This window comes from Comamonas testosteroni (genome assembly GCF_000761245.1).
GTDB lineage: Bacteria > Pseudomonadota > Gammaproteobacteria > Burkholderiales > Burkholderiaceae_C > Comamonas > Comamonas testosteroni_C.
The window spans coordinates 107,206-126,828 of the sequence record NZ_AWOR01000044.1 but is presented as its reverse complement, the minus strand read 5'-3'; the positions used below and the strand labels follow the sequence as shown (position 1 = coordinate 126,828).

Sequence of the window (19,623 nt, the reverse complement as noted above, 5' to 3'; positions counted from 1 at the left end):
TGCGCAGCGCCCACTTGCGGCTCAGGGCGCGTCAACCGGGGCTATGGGCTTGCAGGCTGCAGGTTTGTGGCCCGTTGCTGCGGCCCGCAGGCTGGCCTGCCTCTAAAATCGTTCGGTTTGCCATCCCAAGGAATGACGTGAAATTCATCATTGATAACTGGTATTTGATCCTGATTGCCGTGGCTTCGGGTGTGATGCTGCTGCTGCCCGCGCTGCGCGGCGCGACCGGCGGTTCGCTGTCGGCCGCAGCTGCGGTGCATCTGATCAACCGCGAAAAAGCCGTGGTGCTGGACGTCTGCGAGCCCGAAGAGTTTGCCGCCGGCCATGTCAACGGCGCCAGGAACCTGCCGCTGAGCCAGTTGGAAGAAAAGCTGCCCACCACCGTCAAGAACAAGCAGCTTCCCGTGGTGCTGGTCTGTGCAACGGGCGCCCGCGCCGCGCGCGCCGAGGCGGTGGCCAAGAAGCTGGGTTACGAAAAGGCCCAGGCACTGGCTGGCGGCATGAAGGCCTGGCGCGATGCCGGCCTGCCGGTTGAAAAAGCCTGATCCGGCCCCAACTGAGAACCCTGACGCATGCAGCGTTGCATGCTGCATTGCAAAAACACCGAGGAAGTTGCCCATGCAAGCCGTGAAGATGTACACCACCGCCGTCTGCCCTTATTGCATCCGTGCCAAGCAGATTCTCCAATCCAAGGGCGTGGAGCAGATCGAAGAGGTGCGCATCGACTTTGATACCGCTGCCCGCGATCACATGATGCAGACCACGGGTCGCCGCACCGTACCCCAGATCTTCATTGGCGAGACCCATGTGGGCGGTTGCGACGATCTGATGGCGCTGGATGCCAAGGGCGGTCTGCTGCCTTTGCTGAAAGGCTGATGCATCTGCGCCGCCCATGCCGTCCCAGGACATGAATTTGCACTTTGTGCCGGATGCCAGGATGCATTCATTGGCGGCCACTGCATAATGCCAAGTGCTATTTTCTTGGAAATGCCTGCTGTGAGGATAGCTGCGTGCTGATCCTACGTGCAGGCATTTTCATTTCCCCCTCAAGATTTTTCTGAAAGACCAAGCTCATCATGGCCGAACAAGACAACAGCCCCGTGTTCCAGATCCAGCGCGTGTATCTGAAGGACCTGTCCCTGGAGCAGCCCAACTCTCCCGCCATCCTGCTGGAGCAAGAGCAGCCCAGCGTGGACATCCAGTTGGGCGTGGAAGCCACCCCCGTGGCTGAAGGCGTCTACGAAGTGGCCGTGACCGCCACGGTTCAGACCAAGATTCAGGACAAGACCGTGTTCCTGGTCGAAGCCAAGCAGGCCGGCATCTTCGAAATCCGCAACGTGCCCGAAGACCAGATGGGCGGCGTGATCGGCATTGCCTGCCCCCAAATCATCTACCCCTATCTGCGCGGCAACGTGGCCGACGTGGTGACCCGCGCCGGCTTCCCTCCCGTGCACCTGGCCGAAATCAACTTCCAGGCCATGTACGAGCAGCAGCAAGCGGCTGCCGCAGCACAGGCCGAAGGCCAGCTGCCCCAGTAAGCTGACGGCAATTGCTGATTCCTGCGATGTGCAAGAATCGGCAGCCAGGCAAAGAAAGAGGCCCTAGAGGCCTCTTTTTCTTGTGGGTTGTGCGCAAACTGCTATCAAAATTCAGGTATGAAAATTCTTGTCATCGGCGCTGGCGCCTGGGGTACGGCCATGGCCATCAGCGCGGCCACCCATAAGGACCAGGATCGCGTCAGCCTCTGGGCGCGGGATCCGGCGCAGGCGCAGCTCATGCAGGCCGAGCGTGCCAACAGCCGCTATCTGCCCGGCATCCGCTTTCCGGATGCACTCACGGTGGTCAGCGGCGATGTGATGGACCATGTGGCGGATGCCGATCTGATTGTGCTGGGCACGCCCATGGCGGCGCTGCGCCAGTGGCTGGGCCAGCTCAAGGATTGCCGCCGGCCCGTGGTCTGGCTGTGCAAGGGCTTCGAGGCCGTGGCCGCCGACGCCCCTGCCGGCAGCTATGGGCTGATGGCGCACGAGGTCTGCCAGCAGGTGGCGCCGCAGCTGCAAAGCGGTGCGCTCAGCGGCCCCAGCTTTGCGGCCGAGGTGGCACGCCAGCAGCCTACGGCTTTGGTGGCAGCCAGCGCCCATGAGGGCGTGAGCGAGCTGCTGGTGTCGGCCTTTCACGGCGAGGCCATGCGCGTCTATGCCAATCACGACATCGTGGGCGTGGAAGTGGGCGGAGCCGTCAAGAATGTGCTGGCCATTGCCACGGGTCTTTGCGACGGCCTGCAACTGGGGTTGAACGCGCGCGCAGCCCTGGTCACACGTGGCCTGGCCGAGATGACGCGTCTGGGAGTGGCGCTGGGCGCGCGCGCCGAGACCTTCATGGGCCTGTCCGGCCTTGGCGATCTGGTGCTGACCGCCACCGGCGATCTCTCGCGCAACCGCAAGGTGGGTCTGCTGCTGGCCGAAGGCAAGAGCCTGGAGCAGGCCGTGACATCGCTGGGCCATGTGGCCGAGGGCGTGTACAGCGCCCGCACCGTGCTCGCCCGGGCACGCCAGGTCGGTGTGGAAATGCCCATCACCGAAACCGTGGTTGCCCTGCTGGACGGCCAGCTGCCGGTCACCGAGGCCGTGCAGCATCTGATGGTGCGTGATCCGCGCGGCGAATAAGCCAAAAGCCAAAAGCCAATAAGCCAATAAGCCGATAAGCCGATAAGCCGATAAGCCGATAAAACGATAGCTGCTAGCGCTTGATATTCATGGATTTCAGATATTTTTCTATCTGAAAGTCAATGGATTAGGGCGGTAGTAGCTATTGTTTTTAATGGCGCTGACCGGCAGACTCAGGCGCTCCCGGCGCGCTACCTTGTCTCTCTGATGCTGAGCCAGGCACTCGCTGCCCCGCACAGCGCAATGACGAGCATGCCCAGCACGGCCCATTGGTCGGGGATATGGCCATAGACCAGCCAGCCGGCCAGCAGCGCGCAGGGAATCTGGCTGTAGAGAAACGGCGTGATGGTCGCGGGCTCGGCGTTTTCATAGGCCTTGAGCAGCATCAGATGTCCCACGGCGCTGCCTGCGCCCATGGCAATCGCGGCCAGCCAGAGTGCGGCGCTGTCCGGCAACTGCCAGGACCAGGGCAGGGCCATGCAGGTCAGGCTCAGGGCCAGCAAGCTGGTGTAGATCTGTGTGGTCAGCGGGCGCTCCTTGCCCGCCATGCGGCTGCTCAGGATCTGATAGGCGGTGTTGGCCAGCAGCTGCAGCGCAGGCCAGACGAGGGCCCAGCCGCTGAACTGGCCGCCGCCGGGCCGCAGGATGACCAGCGTGCCCGCAAAGCCCAGCGCCACCAGCACCCAGCGCAAGGGGCTGACCTGCTGGCCCAGCCAGAGCGCGGCCAGCAAGGTCAGGGCCAGCGGCGTCAGCGCCACGATGGCCGTGAACTCGGCCAGCGGCAGATAGCGCAGGCTGAGCATGGCCAGCGCATTGCTCAGGCAAAACAGAATGGCGCGCAGGCACTGAAAGCCCGGGCGCTGGGTGCGAAAGATGTCCAGTCCATGGCGAGCCACGCCAAAGCCCACGGTCAGCGCCGACTGCAGCGCATAGCGCAGCCACAGAGCCATCAGCAGCGGCAGCAGGGCGCCCGCATATTTGGAGCCCGTATCGAGTATCGAAAAACAGGCGCAGGCCAGCACCGTCAAGCCGATGCCCGTCAGCGTGTGGCGATGGACTGAAGGGGCGGAGTGCTGTGACATGGAAGAACTTGCCGGGCACTGCGCGGTGCCTGGAGAAAAGACTTCAGGTGATTTGGACCTGAAGCGCTTGATGAATAAGCGCTAGCTGCTATCGAACCAGCTAGCCATGGTGCAGTATGACGCCCGTATCGCATGAAACCGGCGCACACCAAACCAGTGCAGCCGAGCAAGGGCCGCCCCGCTGCGAAGGCTGCGTTCCCCTCCCTTAGCGCGCAGCGCGTAGAGAGAGGGGCGCCCGGCCAGGGGAAGGCGCGGGGCCGCCCAGGCAAAGCGCCTCAGGGGGAGCTTGAATTACAAGCCCAGTTCCAGCGCCAGCAGTTCTTCCACCGTCTGTCGACGGCGAATCAGCTGGGTCTGCGCGCCATCGACCAGCACTTCGGCGGCCAGCGGACGGGTGTTGTAGTTGCTGGACATGGAGCTGCCGTAGGCGCCCGTGTCATGAATCACCAGCAGGTCGCCCACGCTGGCGCCGGCCAGCGAGCGCGGCAGCACCACGCCGCCGTCGCCCTGGGTGAAGACATCGCCCGATTCGCACAGCGGGCCGGCCACTACGCTGTCCTGCGCGGGCAGGCTCTGGCCGTCGCGGCGCAGCACTTCCATGCCGTGGTAGCTGCCGTACATGCTGGGGCGCATCAGTTCGTTGAAGCCGGTATCGACCAGCACGAAGTGGTTGCTGCCCGCATTCTTGGTGGCGCGCACGGTGCCCAGCAGCACACCGGATTCGGCAACCAGGAAGCGGCCGGGCTCGAGCTCCAGACCCAGGCTGTGGCCCACCAGACTTTCGGCCTGCTTGCGCGCCGCATCCCACAGGCCGTGGTAGTGCTGGGTGTCGATGGTGGCATCGCCAGCACGATAGGGGATGGACAGGCCGCCGCCGGCACTGATGGCGTGCAGATCGACGCCAGCCGCCTTGGTGCGCTCGACCAGCTTGACCATGGCGCCGCAGACTTCCTGCAGATGGCCGTAGTCCACGCCCGAGCCGATATGCATGTGCAGGCCGGCCAGCACCAGGCCGCCCGCCTTGATGGCGTCCAGCGCGTCTTCCAGCTCGGTGTGCCAGATGCCGTGCTTGCTGTGCTCGCCGCCGGTGTTGGTCTTGTTGCTGTGACCGTGGCCGAAGCCGGGGTTGATGCGCAGCCAGACATGGTGGCCCCTGGAGACGGCAGCCAGCTGGTGCAGCATGTCGATGGAGCCCGCATTCACGGGAACCTTGTGCTCCACCACGGTGGCCAGCGTCGCCTCGTCCATCACGTCGGCCGTGAAGACGATGTCGGCAGGCTCGCCAAAGCCGGGCGTGAAGCCCGCTGCCAGCGCACGCAGGACTTCGCCGCGCGAGACCGCATCCACCTTCACGCCCTGCTCGCGCATGAGCTTGAGGATGTGGATATTGGAGCAGGCCTTCTGGGCAAAGCGCACGGTGTCGAAAGCCTTGAGCTGGGCAATGCGCTCGCGGATGGTGGCGGCGTCATACACCCACAGCGGCGTGCCGTACTGGTCGGCCAGGTTCCAGAGCTGTGCGGGAGAGAAGGGGTTTGCCATGGGCGGTCTCTTGAAAGGGAAAGGTTGCGCGCATCATGCATGCGCCTATCTATTCAGTCCAATAGCTTGATTTTTGAAGATCATTCAATCTTGATATGCTTTGCGCATGACCGATTCAGAAGCTTCTCAGCGCATCACCCATCGCCATATCGAGGTGTTCCGTGCCGTCATGACGGCCGGCAGCGTCACCGGCGCGGCGCAGCTGCTCTATACCTCCCAGCCCACGGTAAGCCGCGAGCTGGCGCGCATGGAGCAGCTGCTGGGCTATGCGCTGTTCGAGCGCGTGCAGGGCCGGCTGCGTGCCAATGCGCGGGCCTTGCTGCTCTGGGACGAGGTGCGGCGCAGCTGGCAGGGCCTGGAGCGCGTGATCGACCGTGCCGTGGAGCTGGGGCGTCCGCAAGGGGCGAGCATCAGCGTGCTGTGCCTGCCGGCGCTCAGCCATGCCTTGCTGCCGGGCGCGCTGGCACGTCTGCAGGCCAGTCACGGCGCAGTGGCAGTGAGTGTGAGCACCCAGGAGGCACCGCTGCTGCAGGAGTGGATGGCGGCCCAGCGCTTCGATCTGGGCCTGTCCGAGCTGGCCGATGCACCGCCGGGAACGCGCAGCCAGCCCTTGCCTGCCATGGACGAAGTGGCCGTGCTGCCCGCCAACCATCCACTGGCGCAGAAGACGCTGCTGAGCGAGAGGGACTTTGAAGGCGAATCCTTCATCAGCCTGGCACGCGACGACCCCTACCGGGCCCAGATCGATGCGGTGTTTGCCCGCGCCGGCGTGCAGCGCCGGCTGAGCCTGGAGACCGCCAGCGCAGTGGCCGTCTGCGCCATGGTCCAGCATGGACTGGGTCTGGCCGTCGTCAACCCGCTGACGGCGCGGGCCTGCGCCGGCCCGCAACTGGTGGTGCGGCCGCTGGCGTTCTCGATAGCGTTTCAGGTGCATATGCTGCTGCCGCTGCACCGGCCCGCCGATGCGGGCCTGCCCTGGCTGACTGCGGCACTGGAGCAGGAGGCACTCAGCCTGCTTGGGCACAGGCGCTGAGTTTGGCGATAGGGCTTTCGCAAGTGAGCTTGCGCAAACTTCTATGTTGCAGTGCACAATAAAGCGCCTGAATGCAAGGAGTTACACATGCCTGAATCCGCCATCCCTCACCGCACTGCCAGCGAGCTGCTGGACATCAGCATGGCCGTGCCTCAGGTCATCAACCACCGGCTCACGCGCATGGCGCTCAGCGGTCCGGTGCTCTCCGCGCGCGATCAGAAGGAGTTCACGCGCATGGTGGTGGAAAAGCAGGTCGCCTTCAGCCAAGCCTGGCTGACCATGGGGGCCGAAATGTTCAAGGTGCAGCAGCAACTGTGTCTGGCCTGGATGCGCAACCCCTGGACCATGAGCCAGAAGCTGCCCGTGGCAGCCGACAAGGTGGCGGCCAGAAGCCTGGCGCCGATTCGCCGCAAGGCGGTGGCCAATGCCAAGCGCTTGTCGCAGACCAGCCTGAAATAAGCGGCCACCGGCCGCCAAACCTAGACCCTGATGCGTTCTATGAGCCGCTGACTGGCCTCGTCCAGGCCCTTGAGCTCCACGCGGCAGCCATGCTGGCGCAGGCGCTCCATCACCTTGTCCAGCGCGCCCACGGCGGTGATGTCCCAGAAATGAGCACCACTCACATCGATGCGGGCCTGCCTGCCGGCCGCGGCACGCACGTCGAAGGCCTCGATCAGCGCATCGGCCGAGGCAAAGAACACCTGGCCGCTCACCGTCCAGGTATAGAGATCGCCGGCCTCGTCCAGGCTGCCCCGGACCTGCAGCATATTGGCCACCTTGAAGGTGAAGAACACGCCTGAGAGCAGCACGCCGGCCACCACGCCGGCGGCCAGATTGTGGGTGGCGATGGTGATGACCACCGTCACCAGCATCACCGAGCTGGACAGACGCGGGTGGCGCACCATATTGCCCAGGGACTTCCAGTCAAAGGTCGAGACCGACACCATGACCATGATGGCCACCAGAGCAATCACCGGCACCCGGGACACCCAGGGCTTGAGGGCGACCATCAGAATCAGCAGAAACACCCCGGCAAACAGGGTGGACAGACGACCGCGGCCGCCGTATTTCACATTGCCCACGGCCTGGCCGATCATGCCGCAGCCCGCAATGCCGCCGAACAGGCTGGCCGAGACATTGGCCAGGCCCAGGCCCGTGCATTCGCGGCTCTTGTTGCTGGGCGTGCCCGTCAGGTCGTCCACCACGGCTGCCGTGAGTACCGACTCCAGCAGGCCCACCATGGCAATGGCCAGGGCAGGCAGGGCGATGATGCGCAGCGTCTCCAGGCTCGCGGGGATTTCGGGCAGGGCGAACAGCGGCAGGCTGTCTGGCAGATGACCGAGATCGGCCACGGTCTTGAGCGGCAGACCCATGAAACTGGCCAGCAGTGTCAGCACCAGCACGCAGATCAGAGGTGAGGGAATGGCGCCCAGCGCCTTGAGCTGCAGTCGCTGTCCCAGCCAGGGCAGGCCGTAGATCAGGGCCAGGCCCAGGGCCAGCATGACCCAGGTGGCGGTGTTGGCGCCATGCAGATGCGGCAGCTGGGCTGAAAAGATCAGAATGGCCAGCGCGTTGACAAAACCCGTGCGCACCGAGCTGGAGACAAAGCGCACCAGAGAGCCCATCTTGCACAGGCCGAAGGCGATCTGCATGGCCCCGGCCAGCAGGCCTGCGGCCAGCAGATATTGCAGACCATGTGATGCGACCAGCGGCGCGGCCACCAGGGCCACCGAGCCGGCCGCTGCCGAGACCATGGCCGGGCGCGCGCCGAACACGGCAATCACGATGCTGATGATGAAGGAGGCGTACAGCCCCACGGCCGGGTCCACGCCCGCGACAAAGGAAAAGGCAATGACCTCGGGAATCAGCGCAAACGTGGCGACGGCACCGGCCAGCAGCTCGCGCGGTACGCTGGGCGCCCATTCGGCGCGCCATCGGCTCAGGGAAAAATTGGGGTTCATATCGCAGCAGCAAGTGAGGCGCTGTCTGTACAGGGCAGGCAGCGCCGGTGGGCGATGTTAAGCAGTGCCCGGGACTTTTGCTGCGTGAGGGTCAGCCAGGGCGCTTGAAGCACACCATCTTGGGCCTGAAGCGCTGCAGCACCTCGCCGCGCTGGTTTTTGGTGTGGGAGAGCACGCGCACCAGGGCCCGGTTGGGTTTGGACTGGGAGGGAATGATCTCCACGATTTCGGACTCCACCTGCAGCACGTCACCGGGGCGCGTGGGCTGGGGCCAGGCCAGCTCCTCCATGCCGCCGCCGATCACGCCGTCGGCCAGGGGAATGCTCTGCGTCACCAGCAGCATGCTGATGGAGGCCGTATGCCAGCCGCTGGCGGCCAGGCCCTGGAAGAAGGTGTGCTTGGCAGCTTCGGGGTCGAGGTGAAAGACCTGGGGATCGAACTGCCTGGCATAGGCAATGATTTGCGCCTCATCCAGCGGGTAGCCCTCGCTGACGAACTTCTGGCCAACGTACAGATCGTCCAGATACAGTTTTTCGCTCATTTGGCTCCTCTTTCCTTCTTGGGTGTGGAGTAGCCGACAGTATGCGCGGCAGCGGCCCCGGCCGCTGTTGCCAAGGTGCCAGAGCGCTATGCTCGGACGCATGAATTTCGAGTTTGAAGATTCCGAGGTCGCCGCGATCAGCCTGCACAGCGGCGCGCTGCAGATCCGCTTTTCCGCGGCCCGTGTGCATGACAGTGACCGAGCCGGCGCTGGCGAGGGGCTGTGGCAGCCGTTGCTATTAATATGCAAGCACATTGCGCAGACTGACAAAGCGCTGGAGGCGGATCTGACTCCAATTCTGGCCGCTGTGGGCCGTGTCCGGCAAGCGCAGCTGCATATTGCCGGGCAGCGCCTGCGCCGCCTGCCCCTGCCTTTTGCCAGCGATGCCGGTTTTGTGCTGGAGCTGGAAGTGGGCGACGGCCTGTTTTGCCGGCTCAAGGGGCAGGGACTTGAGCTGCAGGCTCTGCCCGGTCGCTCATCGGTAGACTCCTACCAGTGCTGAGAGTGCTCGAAGCCTCTGCATTGCTCTTGATGCCTGACACTGGCGCGGCCCGAAGTTGACACGGGCGCGGCCCGAAGCAGAGACACAGGGCAAGGGACTGATCCTGGGCCGGCCGCGCCGCAGCAGGTGTGCTGCCCGCCGCCCGCCGCCCGCATGCCTCCGCCACAAAGCGCCTGAGAGGGATTCGGAATCCTAGAACTCCAGGTTGTCTATGAGCCTGGTGCTGCCCAGGCGTGCCGCGCCCAGGGCCACCAGCTCGCCGCTGCGCGCATCGGCAGGCGTCTGCAGATCGCTGCGCTGGCGCACGCTCAGATAGTCGGGCTCCCAGCCCTTGGCGCGCAGCGCGGCCATGGCCTGCGCTTCGAGATCGGCCAGATTGCCGCCCTGGCGTGCGGCATCGGCCAGGGCCTTGAGCGCCTGCGACAGCGCCATGGCCTGCACACGCTGCTCATCGCTGAGGTAGCCGTTGCGCGAGCTCAGTGCCAGGCCGCTGTCGGCGCGCGCCGTGGCGCAACCGATGATCTCTATGGGCAGGGCGAACTGCTGCACCATGCGGCGGATCACCATCAGCTGCTGATAGTCCTTCTGCCCGAAAACGGCCGCTCCGCCGCCCGTGGTCGCAAACACGGCCTGGAACAGCTTCATGACCACGGTGCAGACGCCGGTAAAGAAGCCGGGGCGGAAGTGCCCCTCCAGAATATCTGCCAGCTGTGCATCGGGCTGGACCTTGAAGGTCTGCGGCTCGGGGTAGAGGTCTTTCTCCCTGGGGGCGAAGACGATGTCGCAGCCCTCGGCTTCGAGCTTGGCGCAGTCGGCATCGAAGGTGCGCGGGTAGCTGTCGAAGTCTTCGTGGGGCAGAAACTGCAGGCGGTTCACGAAGATGCTGGCCACGGTCACATCGCCATGCTGGCGGGCCTGGCGCACGAGGCAGAGATGGCCCTCGTGCAGATTGCCCATGGTGGGCACGAAAGCAGGGCGGCCGCGACCGGCCAGGGCGGCGCGCAGGTCGGCGATGGTGTGAACGATTTGCATGACTCAAACAGTGGGGGAAAACAAATAGGACTTACACAAACAAGAGTGCAACAACGGCCTGCCTTCTGAGACAGTCGCCCGGCCCGAGCCCGTTTTGCGTAAGTCGTGACAAAAACAAAGGCCCGGCCTTACCAAGCATGCAGCGCATTGTCGGGGAAGCTGCCATTCTTGACGGCCTGCACATAGGCTTCCATGGCACCCTTGACGCTGCCTGCATCGGCCATGAAGTTGTGCACGAACTTGGCCATCTTGCCCAGGTTCACGCCCAGCATGTCGTGCAGCACCAGAACCTGGCCGGCCGTGCCACTGCCCGCGCCAATGCCGATGGTGTGGCACAGCGGCAGCTCCTCGGTCAGCTGGGCGGACAGGGCTGCTGGCACCATCTCCAGCACCAGCATGGCGGCCCCGGCGTCCTGCAACTCCAGCGCATGCTGGCGCAGCGTGGCTGCGGCCTGCTCATCCTTGCCCTGGACGCGGTAGCCGCCCAGGGCATGCACGGTCTGCGGCGTCAGTCCCAGATGGGCGCAGACGGGCACGCCGCGATCGACGAGAAAGCGCACGGTGGGAGCGGTCCAGCCGCCGCCTTCGAGCTTGACCATATGGGCGCCGGCCTGCATCAGCTCGCAGGCACTGCGCATGGCCTGCTCGGGACTTTCGGCATAGCTGCCGTAGGGCATGTCGGCAATCACCCAGGCCGTGGCCTGGGCGCGGTGCAGGCCGCGCGTGACGCTGGCCGTGTGATAGGCCATATCCTGAAGCGTCACGCCCACGGTGCTGTGCAGGCCCTGGCAGACCATGCCCAGCGAGTCGCCGACCAGGATGCATTCCACACCGGCAGCATCGGCCACGGCGGCAAAAGTGGCGTCATAGGCCGTGAGCATGGTGATTTTTTCCCCGGCCGCGCGCATCTGGGCCAGGCGCGGCAGGCTGACAGGGCGGCGCTGGGGCTGGGGCGAAGAGGGGGGAATGGTGCCGTAAGGCGTGCCGCTGGCGGTCATGGGATGTCTCCTGGTCTTGTCTATGGCCTGGCCCCGCAGAAAAAGCCTGCAGGCAAATTTGCCCGCGAGTCTATGCGATGCTGCGCTGCAGCGCCACGTTGAAAAGGGTATGGCTGCTGTCGGCCACCTTACTATGCTGTGTGGTCTGCATTGCATGGCCCTGCGTTCTGCGGCCTTCCCTTTCTTTTTTGCACAAGGTGGTTCATGTCCATGCTCGAGTCCCCGCAGTCCTCGGTTTCAGCGCCTGTGTCAGCCGTTGCCTGGCAGGGATTGCGCAACGTGAGCTGGCTGGAGTCGCTTTCCGACGAGAGGCTGTCCGTGCTGGCGGGGCAATGCCGGTGGCACAGGCTGGAAACTGGGCAGGTGCTTCAGGGGGCCTATACCGACCGCCGCATCTATATGCTGATCAGCGGGCAGCTCAGTGTGGCGGGTCACAGCATCAGCGGGCGGGCCATGATCGTGGGGTATCTGGGACCGGGTTTTTTCTTTGGTGCCTTTGCTGCGCAGCCGCCGCGCACCGTCGCGGTGCAGGTGCAGGCCACGCAGGCCAGTCTGGTGGCATCGCTATCCAATACGGAGCTGGAAGCGCTGATCATGAGCGATGTCCAGGTCATGCGCGCCGTGATTCAGCGGCTGAACGAGCTGACGGGCGTGCTGGCGCGGCGCGTGGTCAGCCTGGGAACCCTCACGGTGCGCGGCCGCCTGCATGCCCAGTTGCTGGAGCGCGCCGAGATGGCGGGAGTCGAGAACGACGAGGCGCTGCTTTCGCCGGCCCCGCGCCAGAACGACCTGGCCCTGATGCTGGGCACCAGCCGTGAAGAGGTCGCACGCGAGATGTCGCGGCTCACGCGCCTGGGCCTGCTCAGGCGCGAGGGGCGCAATCTGCGTCTTTGCCGCGTCGATGGCCTGCGACTGCTGCTCGAAGAAGCGCATTGACTTTTCGCAATGTGAAATGAGTTTTTGCGTGAGAAAACGCACAGACGGCCCATGGGGGCCGGGCGCATAGTTCAGTCGTGCAGCACGCGGCAGGTCTTCTTTCCGCTGCTGCGCCGTTGAAAGGATTGAAAATGCGCTCCCTCACCCGTTTGTTGACTGCAGCTGTACTGACCGCCAGCGCCGCAGTTGCCATGGCCCAAGACCTCCCCCAAACTTCCGTAACCTCCAGCAAAAGTCGTGCCGAAGTGATGGCCGACCTTGAGATGTACCAGCGTGCAGGTCTTGGCTATATGCCCACGCCTGCGGCTTATGTCGAAACAGAATTCAGCACCGAGTACCGCAAGGCTTATGCCGAATATCAGCGTCTGCTGGCCAGCCCCGCCTACACGGCTGCCGTAGCCAAGTACCAGTCGCAACTGGGCGGCAAGTAACAGAGTTCTCTCTTAGCCACCCGACAGAGGTGGCCCATTGGTGGATGCGCGCTGAGGGAATCCTTCAGCGCGTTTTTTTATGCCGGCAATGCCAGGCTGATGGATATAGCAAGTTTGATAGCATTCGGCGCATATCGATAGTGCGCTTGCAGGTGATCTGACTTGAAAACCGTTCTTGATTTCACCGCTCCCTGGCAGGCGGGTGCTGCCCGTCTGCAGCATGGCTTTGGCGAGCCCGAGCGCATATTGCAAGCCCATGCTCCCGAGGATGTGCCGGCCGTGCTGGAGGCCGTGCAGCAGGCGGCCGAACAGGGCCTGTGGTGCGTGGGCTGGCTGGCCTACGAGGCGGCCGCTGCTTTCGACCGGGCCTATGCCCAGGCCGTGCATGCCGCGGCAGCAGGCCAGCCGCTGGCCTGGTTCGGCCTGCACCGCGCGCCGCTGGCTGCCTGCGGGCAGAACCCGCCCGTGCCTTGTGCGGCAATACATTGGCAGACGGCTCTGAGCCGCGAACAGTTCGATGCCCATGTGGCACGTATCCATGCGGCGATTGCAGCCGGCGACTGCTATCAGATCAATTACACCGCCCCCCTGTCTGCCGAGCTTGAGGCGCCGCAGGATGGCGATTCCAGCGCACTGGCCCAGGTGCTGTTCGCAAGACTGCGGCAGGCCCAGCCCGGAGGCTATGCGGCATTGGTCGATTGCGGCGACATGCAGGTGCTGTCGCTGTCGCCGGAGCTGTTTTTCGACTGGGACGGCGAGCGGATTCTGACCCGCCCCATGAAGGGTACGGCGGCGCGCGGCAAGACCCCTGAAGCCGATGCACGGGCTGCGCAAGCTATGCGCGAGTCGGCCAAGGAGCGGGCCGAGAACGTGATGATCGTGGATTTGCTGCGCAACGATCTGTCACGCATAGCCGTGCCGCACAGCGTGAAAGTGCCGCAGCTGTTTCAGGTTCAGGCGCTGCCGGCTGTCTGGCAGATGACTTCGGATGTGGTGGCACGCACACGCTCGGATGTGCGGCTGGTGGATGTGTTCGAGGCGCTGTTTCCTTGCGGCTCGATTACCGGGGCGCCCAAGCGCCAGGCCATGCGCCTGATTCGCGAGCTGGAGCCCGAGCCTCGTGGCGTCTACTGCGGTGCGCTGGGCGTGGTGCGACCCGGGGCTGAGTCGGGGAGCATTCACGCAACGTTCAATGTTCCCATTCGCACAGTGGTGCTCAGGAACGGGGGCCTGAGCTGCGGCATAGGCAGCGGCATCACGGCCAGCGCCAATGCGGCCGACGAATGGATGGAATGGCAACACAAGCAGACTTTTCTGAAGGTGCTTGAGCAAGGCGTTTGAGCATGAACACGAATCTTGAAATCCTCGAAACCCTGGCACTCAAGGATGGCCGTTGGCAGAATTGGTCCTTGCACTGGGCTCGTTTGCAAATCACTGCGCAGCATTTCCGCTATCCGTTGATGCAGATGCAGCTGGAGTCCGATATGGAGCGCATGGCCGGGCAGACTCATGCCCTGGGCGACTGGCGCGTGCGGCTGGCGCTTTCGGTCACCGGTGAAGTGCAGATCACGGCCGAGCCCTTGCCGCCCACGGTCCAGCCGGTGGCGCTGCAGCTGGCGCATCAACCCATTGCAAACGCGGTGGCGCATAGCGATGTGGTGCGTTTCAAAACTTCGGTACGTCAGCATTACGACGCTTTCAAGCCCCAGAGCGTCGACATTTTCGATATCGTGCTTTTCAACGAGGACGGTCAGATCACCGAAGGCACGCGCGGCAACATTGCCGTGCAGCTGGATGGGCGCTGGGTCACCCCGCCGCTGCAATGCGGGCTGCTGCCGGGCGTGGGGCGGGCACTGGCCCTGTCCCAGGGCCGGCTGACAGAGCAGGTGGTGACGCTGGAGCAGGCGCGTCATGCCGGCGGCTGGGCCTTTATCAATAGCCTGCGTGGCTGGCTGGATGCTCGTTTGATCGCCTAGGCCTGGTTTGTTATCGTGCGGATGTAAGCAACCTGGAGGAGTCTGAGCCATGGATGACGACGACTTTGATGCCCTGTATCTGGATCTGATGAAGGAATTCCTGGCCACTGCCACGCCCCTTCAGTGGCTGGCTGTGGTCACCACCATGAACTACGACAACGGCAGCGCGCTGCCCGACTGGATCAGCAAGCATCCCAAGCTGGAGCCGGCCGTTGCCAAGGCCTTGTACTGGTATCAGCAGCCGGGCTACTTCCAGCACTATGCTTCGCAGGACAAGGTACCCAGCATCAACCGCTCAGGCTGGGCCCGTGTGCAGGCGCTGAGCCAGCGCTTTGAACAGGGCAATCTTGCACCCGCCACCATTGGCTGGGATCCGGCCAACGATCTGGCTTCGCCCACGGGCAATGACAAGCACCCTGGCTATGACTGGACCAGCGAAGCCGTCAAGGGCGATGAAGCCAAATGGCAGATTCCGGCCATCATGCTGCAGGCCGTGCCCGGCGAGCAACCCGATATCTATGCCTATGTCGACGAGCATGGCTGGGAAGACGGCATGCCGCCCCATGTCCAGGAAGAGCTCAATGCGGCCATGGATGGCGATGAAGTCGAGGATGAGGACTGAGGCCCAGAGCCTGTGCGCGATGGCCTGGCAACGGCTGTAGCTCAGGGCATGCAAGCATGCTTGCAACCCAAGCCCTGAGCCTGGGAAGGGGAAAAAGTGCTTTGAGTATCTTCTGGTGATACTGTGTGAAGAAACTCTTGGCTTGAGCGAACGGATTTTCTACTATCCGTTCACCACAACTTCTGAGACCCGCTCATGAACTCGCAAGCCATCACCAGCCACAAGCCTTCCTCCGCCTTTGTCGGCGCATCCTGGGCCGCCTTGCTGCTGGGCATCGCCGCCTTCCTGGTCGGGCTGTGGAATGCCGCCATGCAGCTCAACGAAAAAGGCTTTTACTTTGCCGTGCTGGTGCTGGGCCTGTACTCGGCCATCTCGCTGCAAAAAACCGTGCGCGACAAGCTCGAAGGCGTTTCCGTGACCGGCATTTACTACGGCATCAGCTGGGTGGCGCTGATCATTGCGGTGCTGCTTCTGGGCGCAGGTCTCTTCAACGCCACGTTGCAGCTCAGCGAAAAAGGCTTCTATGCCATGGCTTTTGCACTGGCTCTGTTTGGTGCGATTGCCGTGCAGAAAAACACCCGCGACAGCCTGAGCGCCGACGATGGAGCAGCAGAGCGCAAGCGCAGCAAGAGCGAGCGCAGCGGCCCTGCCCTGGTGATGACCGATCCCGCCAAGCCTGCCGATGTGCCCGAGCAGGTGGCCAACAACCGCTGAGCCGGAAAGCCGTTTGACGGCTGAAGATCAGGCGCCCCTTTGGGGCGCCTGATTGCGTTGGCGCAGCTGCAGTTGCTGCGCCACAAACTGCTTGAAGACTTCATGCAGTGTTGCATTGGCTGCCCCATCTGCGCTCCAGTTGTGCAGCTGTGCCAGGGCCTGGGCTGCAGCCTCGAAGCTGGAGAGCTGCCCTGGCAGATGTGCCTTGCGGATGGCGTAGCCGGAGTCCTCCACATTTCGGAGGGGCAGGCGCGGCAGGGCTTGCAGTGCAGGATTGAGATAGAGCATCTTGCGGCTTTTGCGCCAGGTGCCGTCGATGACCACCAGCCGAAGGCGCTCTGGCGGCTGCGGCCAGGGCAAAGGCAGAGGGCTGGCCGCAGCCAGCCCCAGGGCGGCATCCTGCTCTGCGGTATCGGGGTAGAGCAGCAGGCTGTAGCGTGGCGCACTATCGGCCCGACTTGCCCAACAGGCCCAGCCGCCATGCAGAGCCTGTTCCAGTTCGGCTGCATCAAATTCCTCGCCCACCATGACCCGGCTATGCGGCAGGCACAGATGCAGCAAATGCCCCGTGCCCTTGGCTTCATGCACCTCCATGGGATGCATGAGGATCAGCACTTCGACCTGATGCGCGACCGCCTGCGCCAGCGCGCAGACGCAGGTGCGCAGTGCTCGGTGACAGTGGGGGCAGCGGGGGCGAGGGTCAGGTCTGCTCATGATTCAGGAGCTGCTTGCTCTTTCGAGGTAAGGGATTGATGCGATTTTTATCTCAAACCAAGGTCCCTGAAACAAAAACGCCCGCGAGCATGGGCTGCGGGCGCTGTTGCAGGAGTCGTGAAGGACTTAGAGGCGACCCTTGAAGTAGGTGGCCTTGTCCATATCGGATACGTCCACGCTCAGCTGCACCATCACATCGGCAGGTTGGGGCACGAGGCGGCGCAGCACTTCGGCAATGCCGTCCGACATCTGCTTCTTGGCTTCGGTGCTGCGGCCTGCCATCAGTTGCAGGTGCACATGGACAAAGCCACGGTTATCGGGCTGGGTGCCGATATAGACATGGTCCATGTTCAGTCGGGCAATGCGGGCCTTCACATCGGCTTCATCGAGAACGGTGGGGTGGGAGCAGACCACGGCGTTGATGTCACGCATCAGTGCGCGCTCGTTCAGGCCGGTCAGGTTGTCGGTGTATTCAATATGCAGATGAGGCATGGAGTTCTCTCGCTCGGTGTTGGAGGCAAAAGCCGTTTTTACAGCATCTGGGTGGGCACTTTGTGGCGCAACTCGACCTGTTTGTTGCTGTCGTCCACAAAGACCAGCTGCGGCTGGTGCTCGGCCACATCGCTTTCATGAACCTGGGCGAAGGCGGCAATGATGAGCAGATCGCCCACGCTGGCCCGGCGAGCGGCCGAGCCGTTGACGGAAATCATGCCCGAGCCGCGCTCGCCCTTGATGGCGTAGGTCACAAAGCGCTCGCCGTTGTCGATATTCCAGATATGGACCTGTTCGTTTTCAGCAATGTTGGCGGCATCCAGCAGATCCTCATCGATGGCGCAGGAGCCTTCGTAGTGCAGCTCGCATTGCGTGGTCTTGACGCGGTGGATCTTGGATTTGAGCAGGGTGCGGAACATGATTGTCTCTCTGGGGCGCTTTGCGCGTTGCTGGAATGGGGCAGGCCTGTGCTTGCGAAAAATCACGCAAGTCTAAATGCGATCGGCAAAACCCATCTAGTTCATAGAGGGCATTGACAGGGAAATGCCGTGCTGCGCATTGACGAGGGCGCCGACTCTACCGATGGTCCTTGTAGGACCATACAGCGATTGTTTGTAAGATTGTTGTTTTGTTGAGAATTTAAGGGTTGTAACTAATGTTTCATTTTCACTTTGTTTAATGACTTCAGTCCCAGACGGGGCCCGTCCAAGGCAGGCCGTAGCCGTACTGCATGGGCTTTCTCATTTCTACAAACAAGTGAACAGCATGAAACGAACTCTTCTCGCCCTTGCCGCCCTGACCGTCTCCGCCGGTGCCCTGGCTCAATCCAGCGTTACCGTCTTTGGCGTGGCCGACGTGTCGGTGGCCCACATCTCCACGACCGGCAAAAGCGTTTCCGGTCTGGCCAACGGCGGCAACTCCAGCAGCCGTCTGGGCTTTCGCGGCGTGGAAGATCTGGGCGGCGGTCTGAAGGCCGATTTCTGGCTGGAAGGCAGCCTGAGCGTGGACGACGGCACGGCTTCCGGCTTCAAGTTCGATCGCCGCTCCACCGTCAGCCTGTTGGGCAACTTCGGTGAAGTGCGCCTGGGCCGCGACAAGACCCCCGCCTACCAGAACCTGGAGACCTTCCACGCCTTTGGTGATACCGGCATGGGCGCCATCAACGGCCATAACCTGATCAGCGGCTCGGCTGCAGGCACCTCCGAAGGCTCCAACCCCAAGCGCAACTCCAACGCCATCAGCTATCTGCTGCCCAAGCTGGGCGGTGTCTACGGTCAGCTGACCCACAGCTTTGGCGAGCAGGCCGGCGACCACAGCCTGGCCAGCTCCACCGGCGTGCGTCTGGGCTATGCCAACGGTCCCCTGAACGTTGCTGCAGCCTACGGCATCGCACGTGGCGGCACGGCTGCCGTCGGCGTGGACTACAAGACCATGAATCTGGGCGCTTCCTACAACTTCGGCGTTGTCACTCCCATGCTGCTGATCGCGTCCGATCGCGGCAATGGCAAGCGTGTCGATCTGTACAGCCTGGGCGTGAAGATGCCTCTGGGCGCGGGCGAACTGCGTGCTGCCTACACCTGGTACAAGGACAAGAAGCAAAGCGATGCGGACTCCCAGCGTCTGGCTCTGGGCTATGGCTACAAGCTGTCCAAGCGCACCGAAATCTATGCAGCCGTGGCACGCATGAGCAACGACGACAAGGCTTCCCGCAAGCTGGGTTCGTCGCTGAGCCCTACACCCGCTGTGGGCAAGAGCCTGACGGGTTACGAAATCGGCCTGCGCCACAATTTCTAAGAGCATGGTCAGCAAAGAGCTGCGGCGGCTGCCGCACTTTGCTGCCCGATGATCTTGCCGAGTTAGGCCTCCTGGTGGGAAAGCCGTCTGACTCTCAGCAAGCTGGCCCCGCAATAGCGGGGCCTTTTTTTGTTGCAGCTGCGCGCCTGTCCTCAGGGCAGATCGAGCACGCAGCCATCGCCGATGCTGTCGCGCCAGACACGGATGCGGCTGGGCGCTGGCTGAAGGTCGGCCAGGGCATTGGCGATGAAGAGACAGAGGTTTTCCAGCGTGGGCTTGCCCAGGCCCGGCACTTCATCGAGAAAGTGATGGTCTAGCTGATCGCGCAGCAGCTCAAGGCGCGCGCGCAGGTGGCCGAGGTCGATGACCATGCCGTTGTCCGGATTGCGCGGGCCGCTGACGCTGACTTCCGCCCAATAGGTGTGGCCGTGAATGCGGCGACTGCTCTCGGTTTCGATGGCTCGCTCCAGGGTGTGGGCAGCATCGAAGAAAAAACGCTGGTGAACGGTGAACTGCATAAACGTTATTTCTGGCTTTGCGCATGCAACCGGCACGCACCAACGCCAGTGACAGCAAGCAAGGGCCTGGGC

The 19,623-nt window shown here is 63.4% G+C and carries 24 protein-coding genes; 14 read left to right on the top strand and 10 right to left on the bottom strand.

Annotated elements, in window-relative coordinates; genetic code table 11:
• Window positions 1–137 precede the first annotated feature (137 nt).
• The 4 genes from P353_RS10685 to P353_RS10670 all read left to right on the top strand — a co-directional run bounded on the left by P353_RS10685 (window position 138) and on the right by P353_RS10670 (window position 2,666).
• Entirely contained in the window at window positions 138–545 is a 408-nt protein-coding gene (locus P353_RS10685) for a rhodanese-like domain-containing protein (protein WP_003051897.1), read from the top strand.
• A gap of 73 nt (window positions 546–618) precedes the next feature.
• The gene (gene grxC, locus P353_RS10680; protein WP_034368929.1) at window positions 619–876 is read left to right on the top strand and encodes a glutaredoxin 3; all 258 of its coding nucleotides are present in this window, start codon (window positions 619–621) and stop codon (window positions 874–876) included.
• A 200-nt stretch (window positions 877–1,076) separates the two neighbouring features.
• Window positions 1,077–1,538, top strand: a complete 462-nt coding sequence (secB, locus tag P353_RS10675) for a protein-export chaperone SecB (protein ID WP_003066740.1) — start codon at window positions 1,077–1,079, stop codon at window positions 1,536–1,538.
• 117 nt (window positions 1,539–1,655) lie between these two features.
• Complete coding sequence (locus P353_RS10670; protein ID WP_034368927.1) at window positions 1,656–2,666, top strand: NAD(P)H-dependent glycerol-3-phosphate dehydrogenase; 1,011 nt, start codon at window positions 1,656–1,658, stop codon at window positions 2,664–2,666.
• Window positions 2,667–2,857: 191 nt separating this feature from the next.
• On the opposite strand, the gene P353_RS10665 is transcribed toward P353_RS10670, so the two are convergent.
• Both P353_RS10665 and lysA read right to left on the bottom strand, forming a co-directional pair.
• Window positions 2,858–3,748: a DMT family transporter gene (locus P353_RS10665; RefSeq protein ID WP_034368925.1), complete on the bottom strand. Its 891-nt coding sequence runs from the start codon at window positions 3,746–3,748 to the stop codon at window positions 2,858–2,860.
• Window positions 3,749–4,039: 291 nt separating this feature from the next.
• Complete coding sequence (gene lysA, locus P353_RS10660; RefSeq protein WP_034368923.1) at window positions 4,040–5,287, bottom strand: diaminopimelate decarboxylase; 1,248 nt, start codon at window positions 5,285–5,287, stop codon at window positions 4,040–4,042.
• 106 nt (window positions 5,288–5,393) lie between these two features.
• Between lysA and P353_RS10655 the strand changes: the two genes are divergently transcribed.
• Window positions 5,394–6,320: a LysR family transcriptional regulator gene (locus P353_RS10655; protein WP_034368921.1), complete on the top strand. Its 927-nt coding sequence runs from the start codon at window positions 5,394–5,396 to the stop codon at window positions 6,318–6,320.
• 87 nt (window positions 6,321–6,407) lie between these two features.
• Window positions 6,408–6,779, top strand: coding sequence for a polyhydroxyalkanoate granule-associated phasin (locus P353_RS10650; protein WP_003066750.1), 372 nt, complete (start codon window positions 6,408–6,410; stop codon window positions 6,777–6,779).
• A 20-nt stretch (window positions 6,780–6,799) separates the two neighbouring features.
• Here P353_RS10650 and P353_RS10645 read toward each other — a convergent pair whose 3' ends face one another.
• Window positions 6,800–8,281 (bottom strand): SulP family inorganic anion transporter, encoded by a 1,482-nt coding sequence (locus P353_RS10645; protein ID WP_034368920.1) that lies wholly within the window; start codon window positions 8,279–8,281, stop codon window positions 6,800–6,802.
• 91 nt (window positions 8,282–8,372) lie between these two features.
• Window positions 8,373–8,822, bottom strand: coding sequence for a MaoC family dehydratase (locus P353_RS10640; RefSeq protein WP_003072667.1), 450 nt, complete (start codon window positions 8,820–8,822; stop codon window positions 8,373–8,375).
• Between the two features lie 100 nt (window positions 8,823–8,922).
• Here P353_RS10640 and P353_RS10635 point away from each other — a divergent pair, with 100 nt between their 5' ends.
• A complete protein-coding gene (locus tag P353_RS10635; RefSeq protein WP_034368918.1) occupies window positions 8,923–9,324 on the top strand; it encodes a hypothetical protein in 402 nt (133 codons plus the stop codon).
• Window positions 9,325–9,516: 192 nt separating this feature from the next.
• Here the strand turns inward: P353_RS10635 and panC are convergent, their stop codons facing one another.
• The gene (gene panC, locus P353_RS10630; RefSeq protein ID WP_034368916.1) at window positions 9,517–10,356 is read right to left on the bottom strand and encodes a pantoate--beta-alanine ligase; all 840 of its coding nucleotides are present in this window, start codon (window positions 10,354–10,356) and stop codon (window positions 9,517–9,519) included.
• A gap of 128 nt (window positions 10,357–10,484) precedes the next feature.
• Complete coding sequence (gene panB, locus P353_RS10625) at window positions 10,485–11,354, bottom strand: 3-methyl-2-oxobutanoate hydroxymethyltransferase (protein ID WP_003072672.1); 870 nt, start codon at window positions 11,352–11,354, stop codon at window positions 10,485–10,487.
• Between the two features lie 204 nt (window positions 11,355–11,558).
• On the opposite strand from panB, the gene P353_RS10620 reads away from it, so the two are divergent.
• The 6 genes from P353_RS10620 to yiaA all read left to right on the top strand — a co-directional run bounded on the left by P353_RS10620 (window position 11,559) and on the right by yiaA (window position 16,033).
• Window positions 11,559–12,290, top strand: coding sequence for a Crp/Fnr family transcriptional regulator (locus P353_RS10620; RefSeq protein WP_034368915.1), 732 nt, complete (start codon window positions 11,559–11,561; stop codon window positions 12,288–12,290).
• Window positions 12,291–12,421: 131 nt separating this feature from the next.
• Entirely contained in the window at window positions 12,422–12,721 is a 300-nt protein-coding gene (locus P353_RS10615; protein WP_034355729.1) for a DUF4148 domain-containing protein, read from the top strand.
• A gap of 162 nt (window positions 12,722–12,883) precedes the next feature.
• A complete protein-coding gene (pabB, locus tag P353_RS10610; protein WP_034368914.1) occupies window positions 12,884–14,062 on the top strand; it encodes an aminodeoxychorismate synthase component I in 1,179 nt (392 codons plus the stop codon).
• Window positions 14,063–14,064: 2 nt separating this feature from the next.
• Entirely contained in the window at window positions 14,065–14,697 is a 633-nt protein-coding gene (locus tag P353_RS10605) for an aminotransferase class IV (RefSeq protein WP_034368912.1), read from the top strand.
• 49 nt (window positions 14,698–14,746) lie between these two features.
• Window positions 14,747–15,319 carry a DUF4274 domain-containing protein gene (locus P353_RS10600; protein ID WP_034368910.1) on the top strand — a complete coding sequence of 191 codons (573 nt, stop codon included), beginning with the start codon at window positions 14,747–14,749 and terminating at the stop codon, window positions 15,317–15,319.
• Window positions 15,320–15,514: 195 nt separating this feature from the next.
• Window positions 15,515–16,033: an inner membrane protein YiaA gene (gene yiaA, locus P353_RS10595; RefSeq protein WP_034368908.1), complete on the top strand. Its 519-nt coding sequence runs from the start codon at window positions 15,515–15,517 to the stop codon at window positions 16,031–16,033.
• Window positions 16,034–16,060: 27 nt separating this feature from the next.
• Here yiaA and P353_RS10590 read toward each other — a convergent pair whose 3' ends face one another.
• The 3 genes from P353_RS10590 to panD all read right to left on the bottom strand — a co-directional run bounded on the left by P353_RS10590 (window position 16,061) and on the right by panD (window position 17,658).
• Window positions 16,061–16,747 carry a tRNA-uridine aminocarboxypropyltransferase gene (locus P353_RS10590; protein WP_034368907.1) on the bottom strand — a complete coding sequence of 229 codons (687 nt, stop codon included), beginning with the start codon at window positions 16,745–16,747 and terminating at the stop codon, window positions 16,061–16,063.
• A 126-nt stretch (window positions 16,748–16,873) separates the two neighbouring features.
• Window positions 16,874–17,239, bottom strand: coding sequence for a 5-carboxymethyl-2-hydroxymuconate Delta-isomerase (locus P353_RS10585; protein ID WP_034368906.1), 366 nt, complete (start codon window positions 17,237–17,239; stop codon window positions 16,874–16,876).
• Window positions 17,240–17,277: 38 nt separating this feature from the next.
• Window positions 17,278–17,658, bottom strand: coding sequence for an aspartate 1-decarboxylase (gene panD, locus P353_RS10580; protein ID WP_003065787.1), 381 nt, complete (start codon window positions 17,656–17,658; stop codon window positions 17,278–17,280).
• Window positions 17,659–18,004: 346 nt separating this feature from the next.
• On the opposite strand from panD, the gene P353_RS10575 reads away from it, so the two are divergent.
• Window positions 18,005–19,033, top strand: coding sequence for a porin (locus tag P353_RS10575; protein WP_034368904.1), 1,029 nt, complete (start codon window positions 18,005–18,007; stop codon window positions 19,031–19,033).
• A 152-nt stretch (window positions 19,034–19,185) separates the two neighbouring features.
• On the opposite strand, the gene P353_RS10570 is transcribed toward P353_RS10575, so the two are convergent.
• Window positions 19,186–19,551, bottom strand: coding sequence for a 6-pyruvoyl trahydropterin synthase family protein (locus P353_RS10570; protein ID WP_034368903.1), 366 nt, complete (start codon window positions 19,549–19,551; stop codon window positions 19,186–19,188).
• Between the last annotated feature and the right edge of the window lie 72 nt (window positions 19,552–19,623).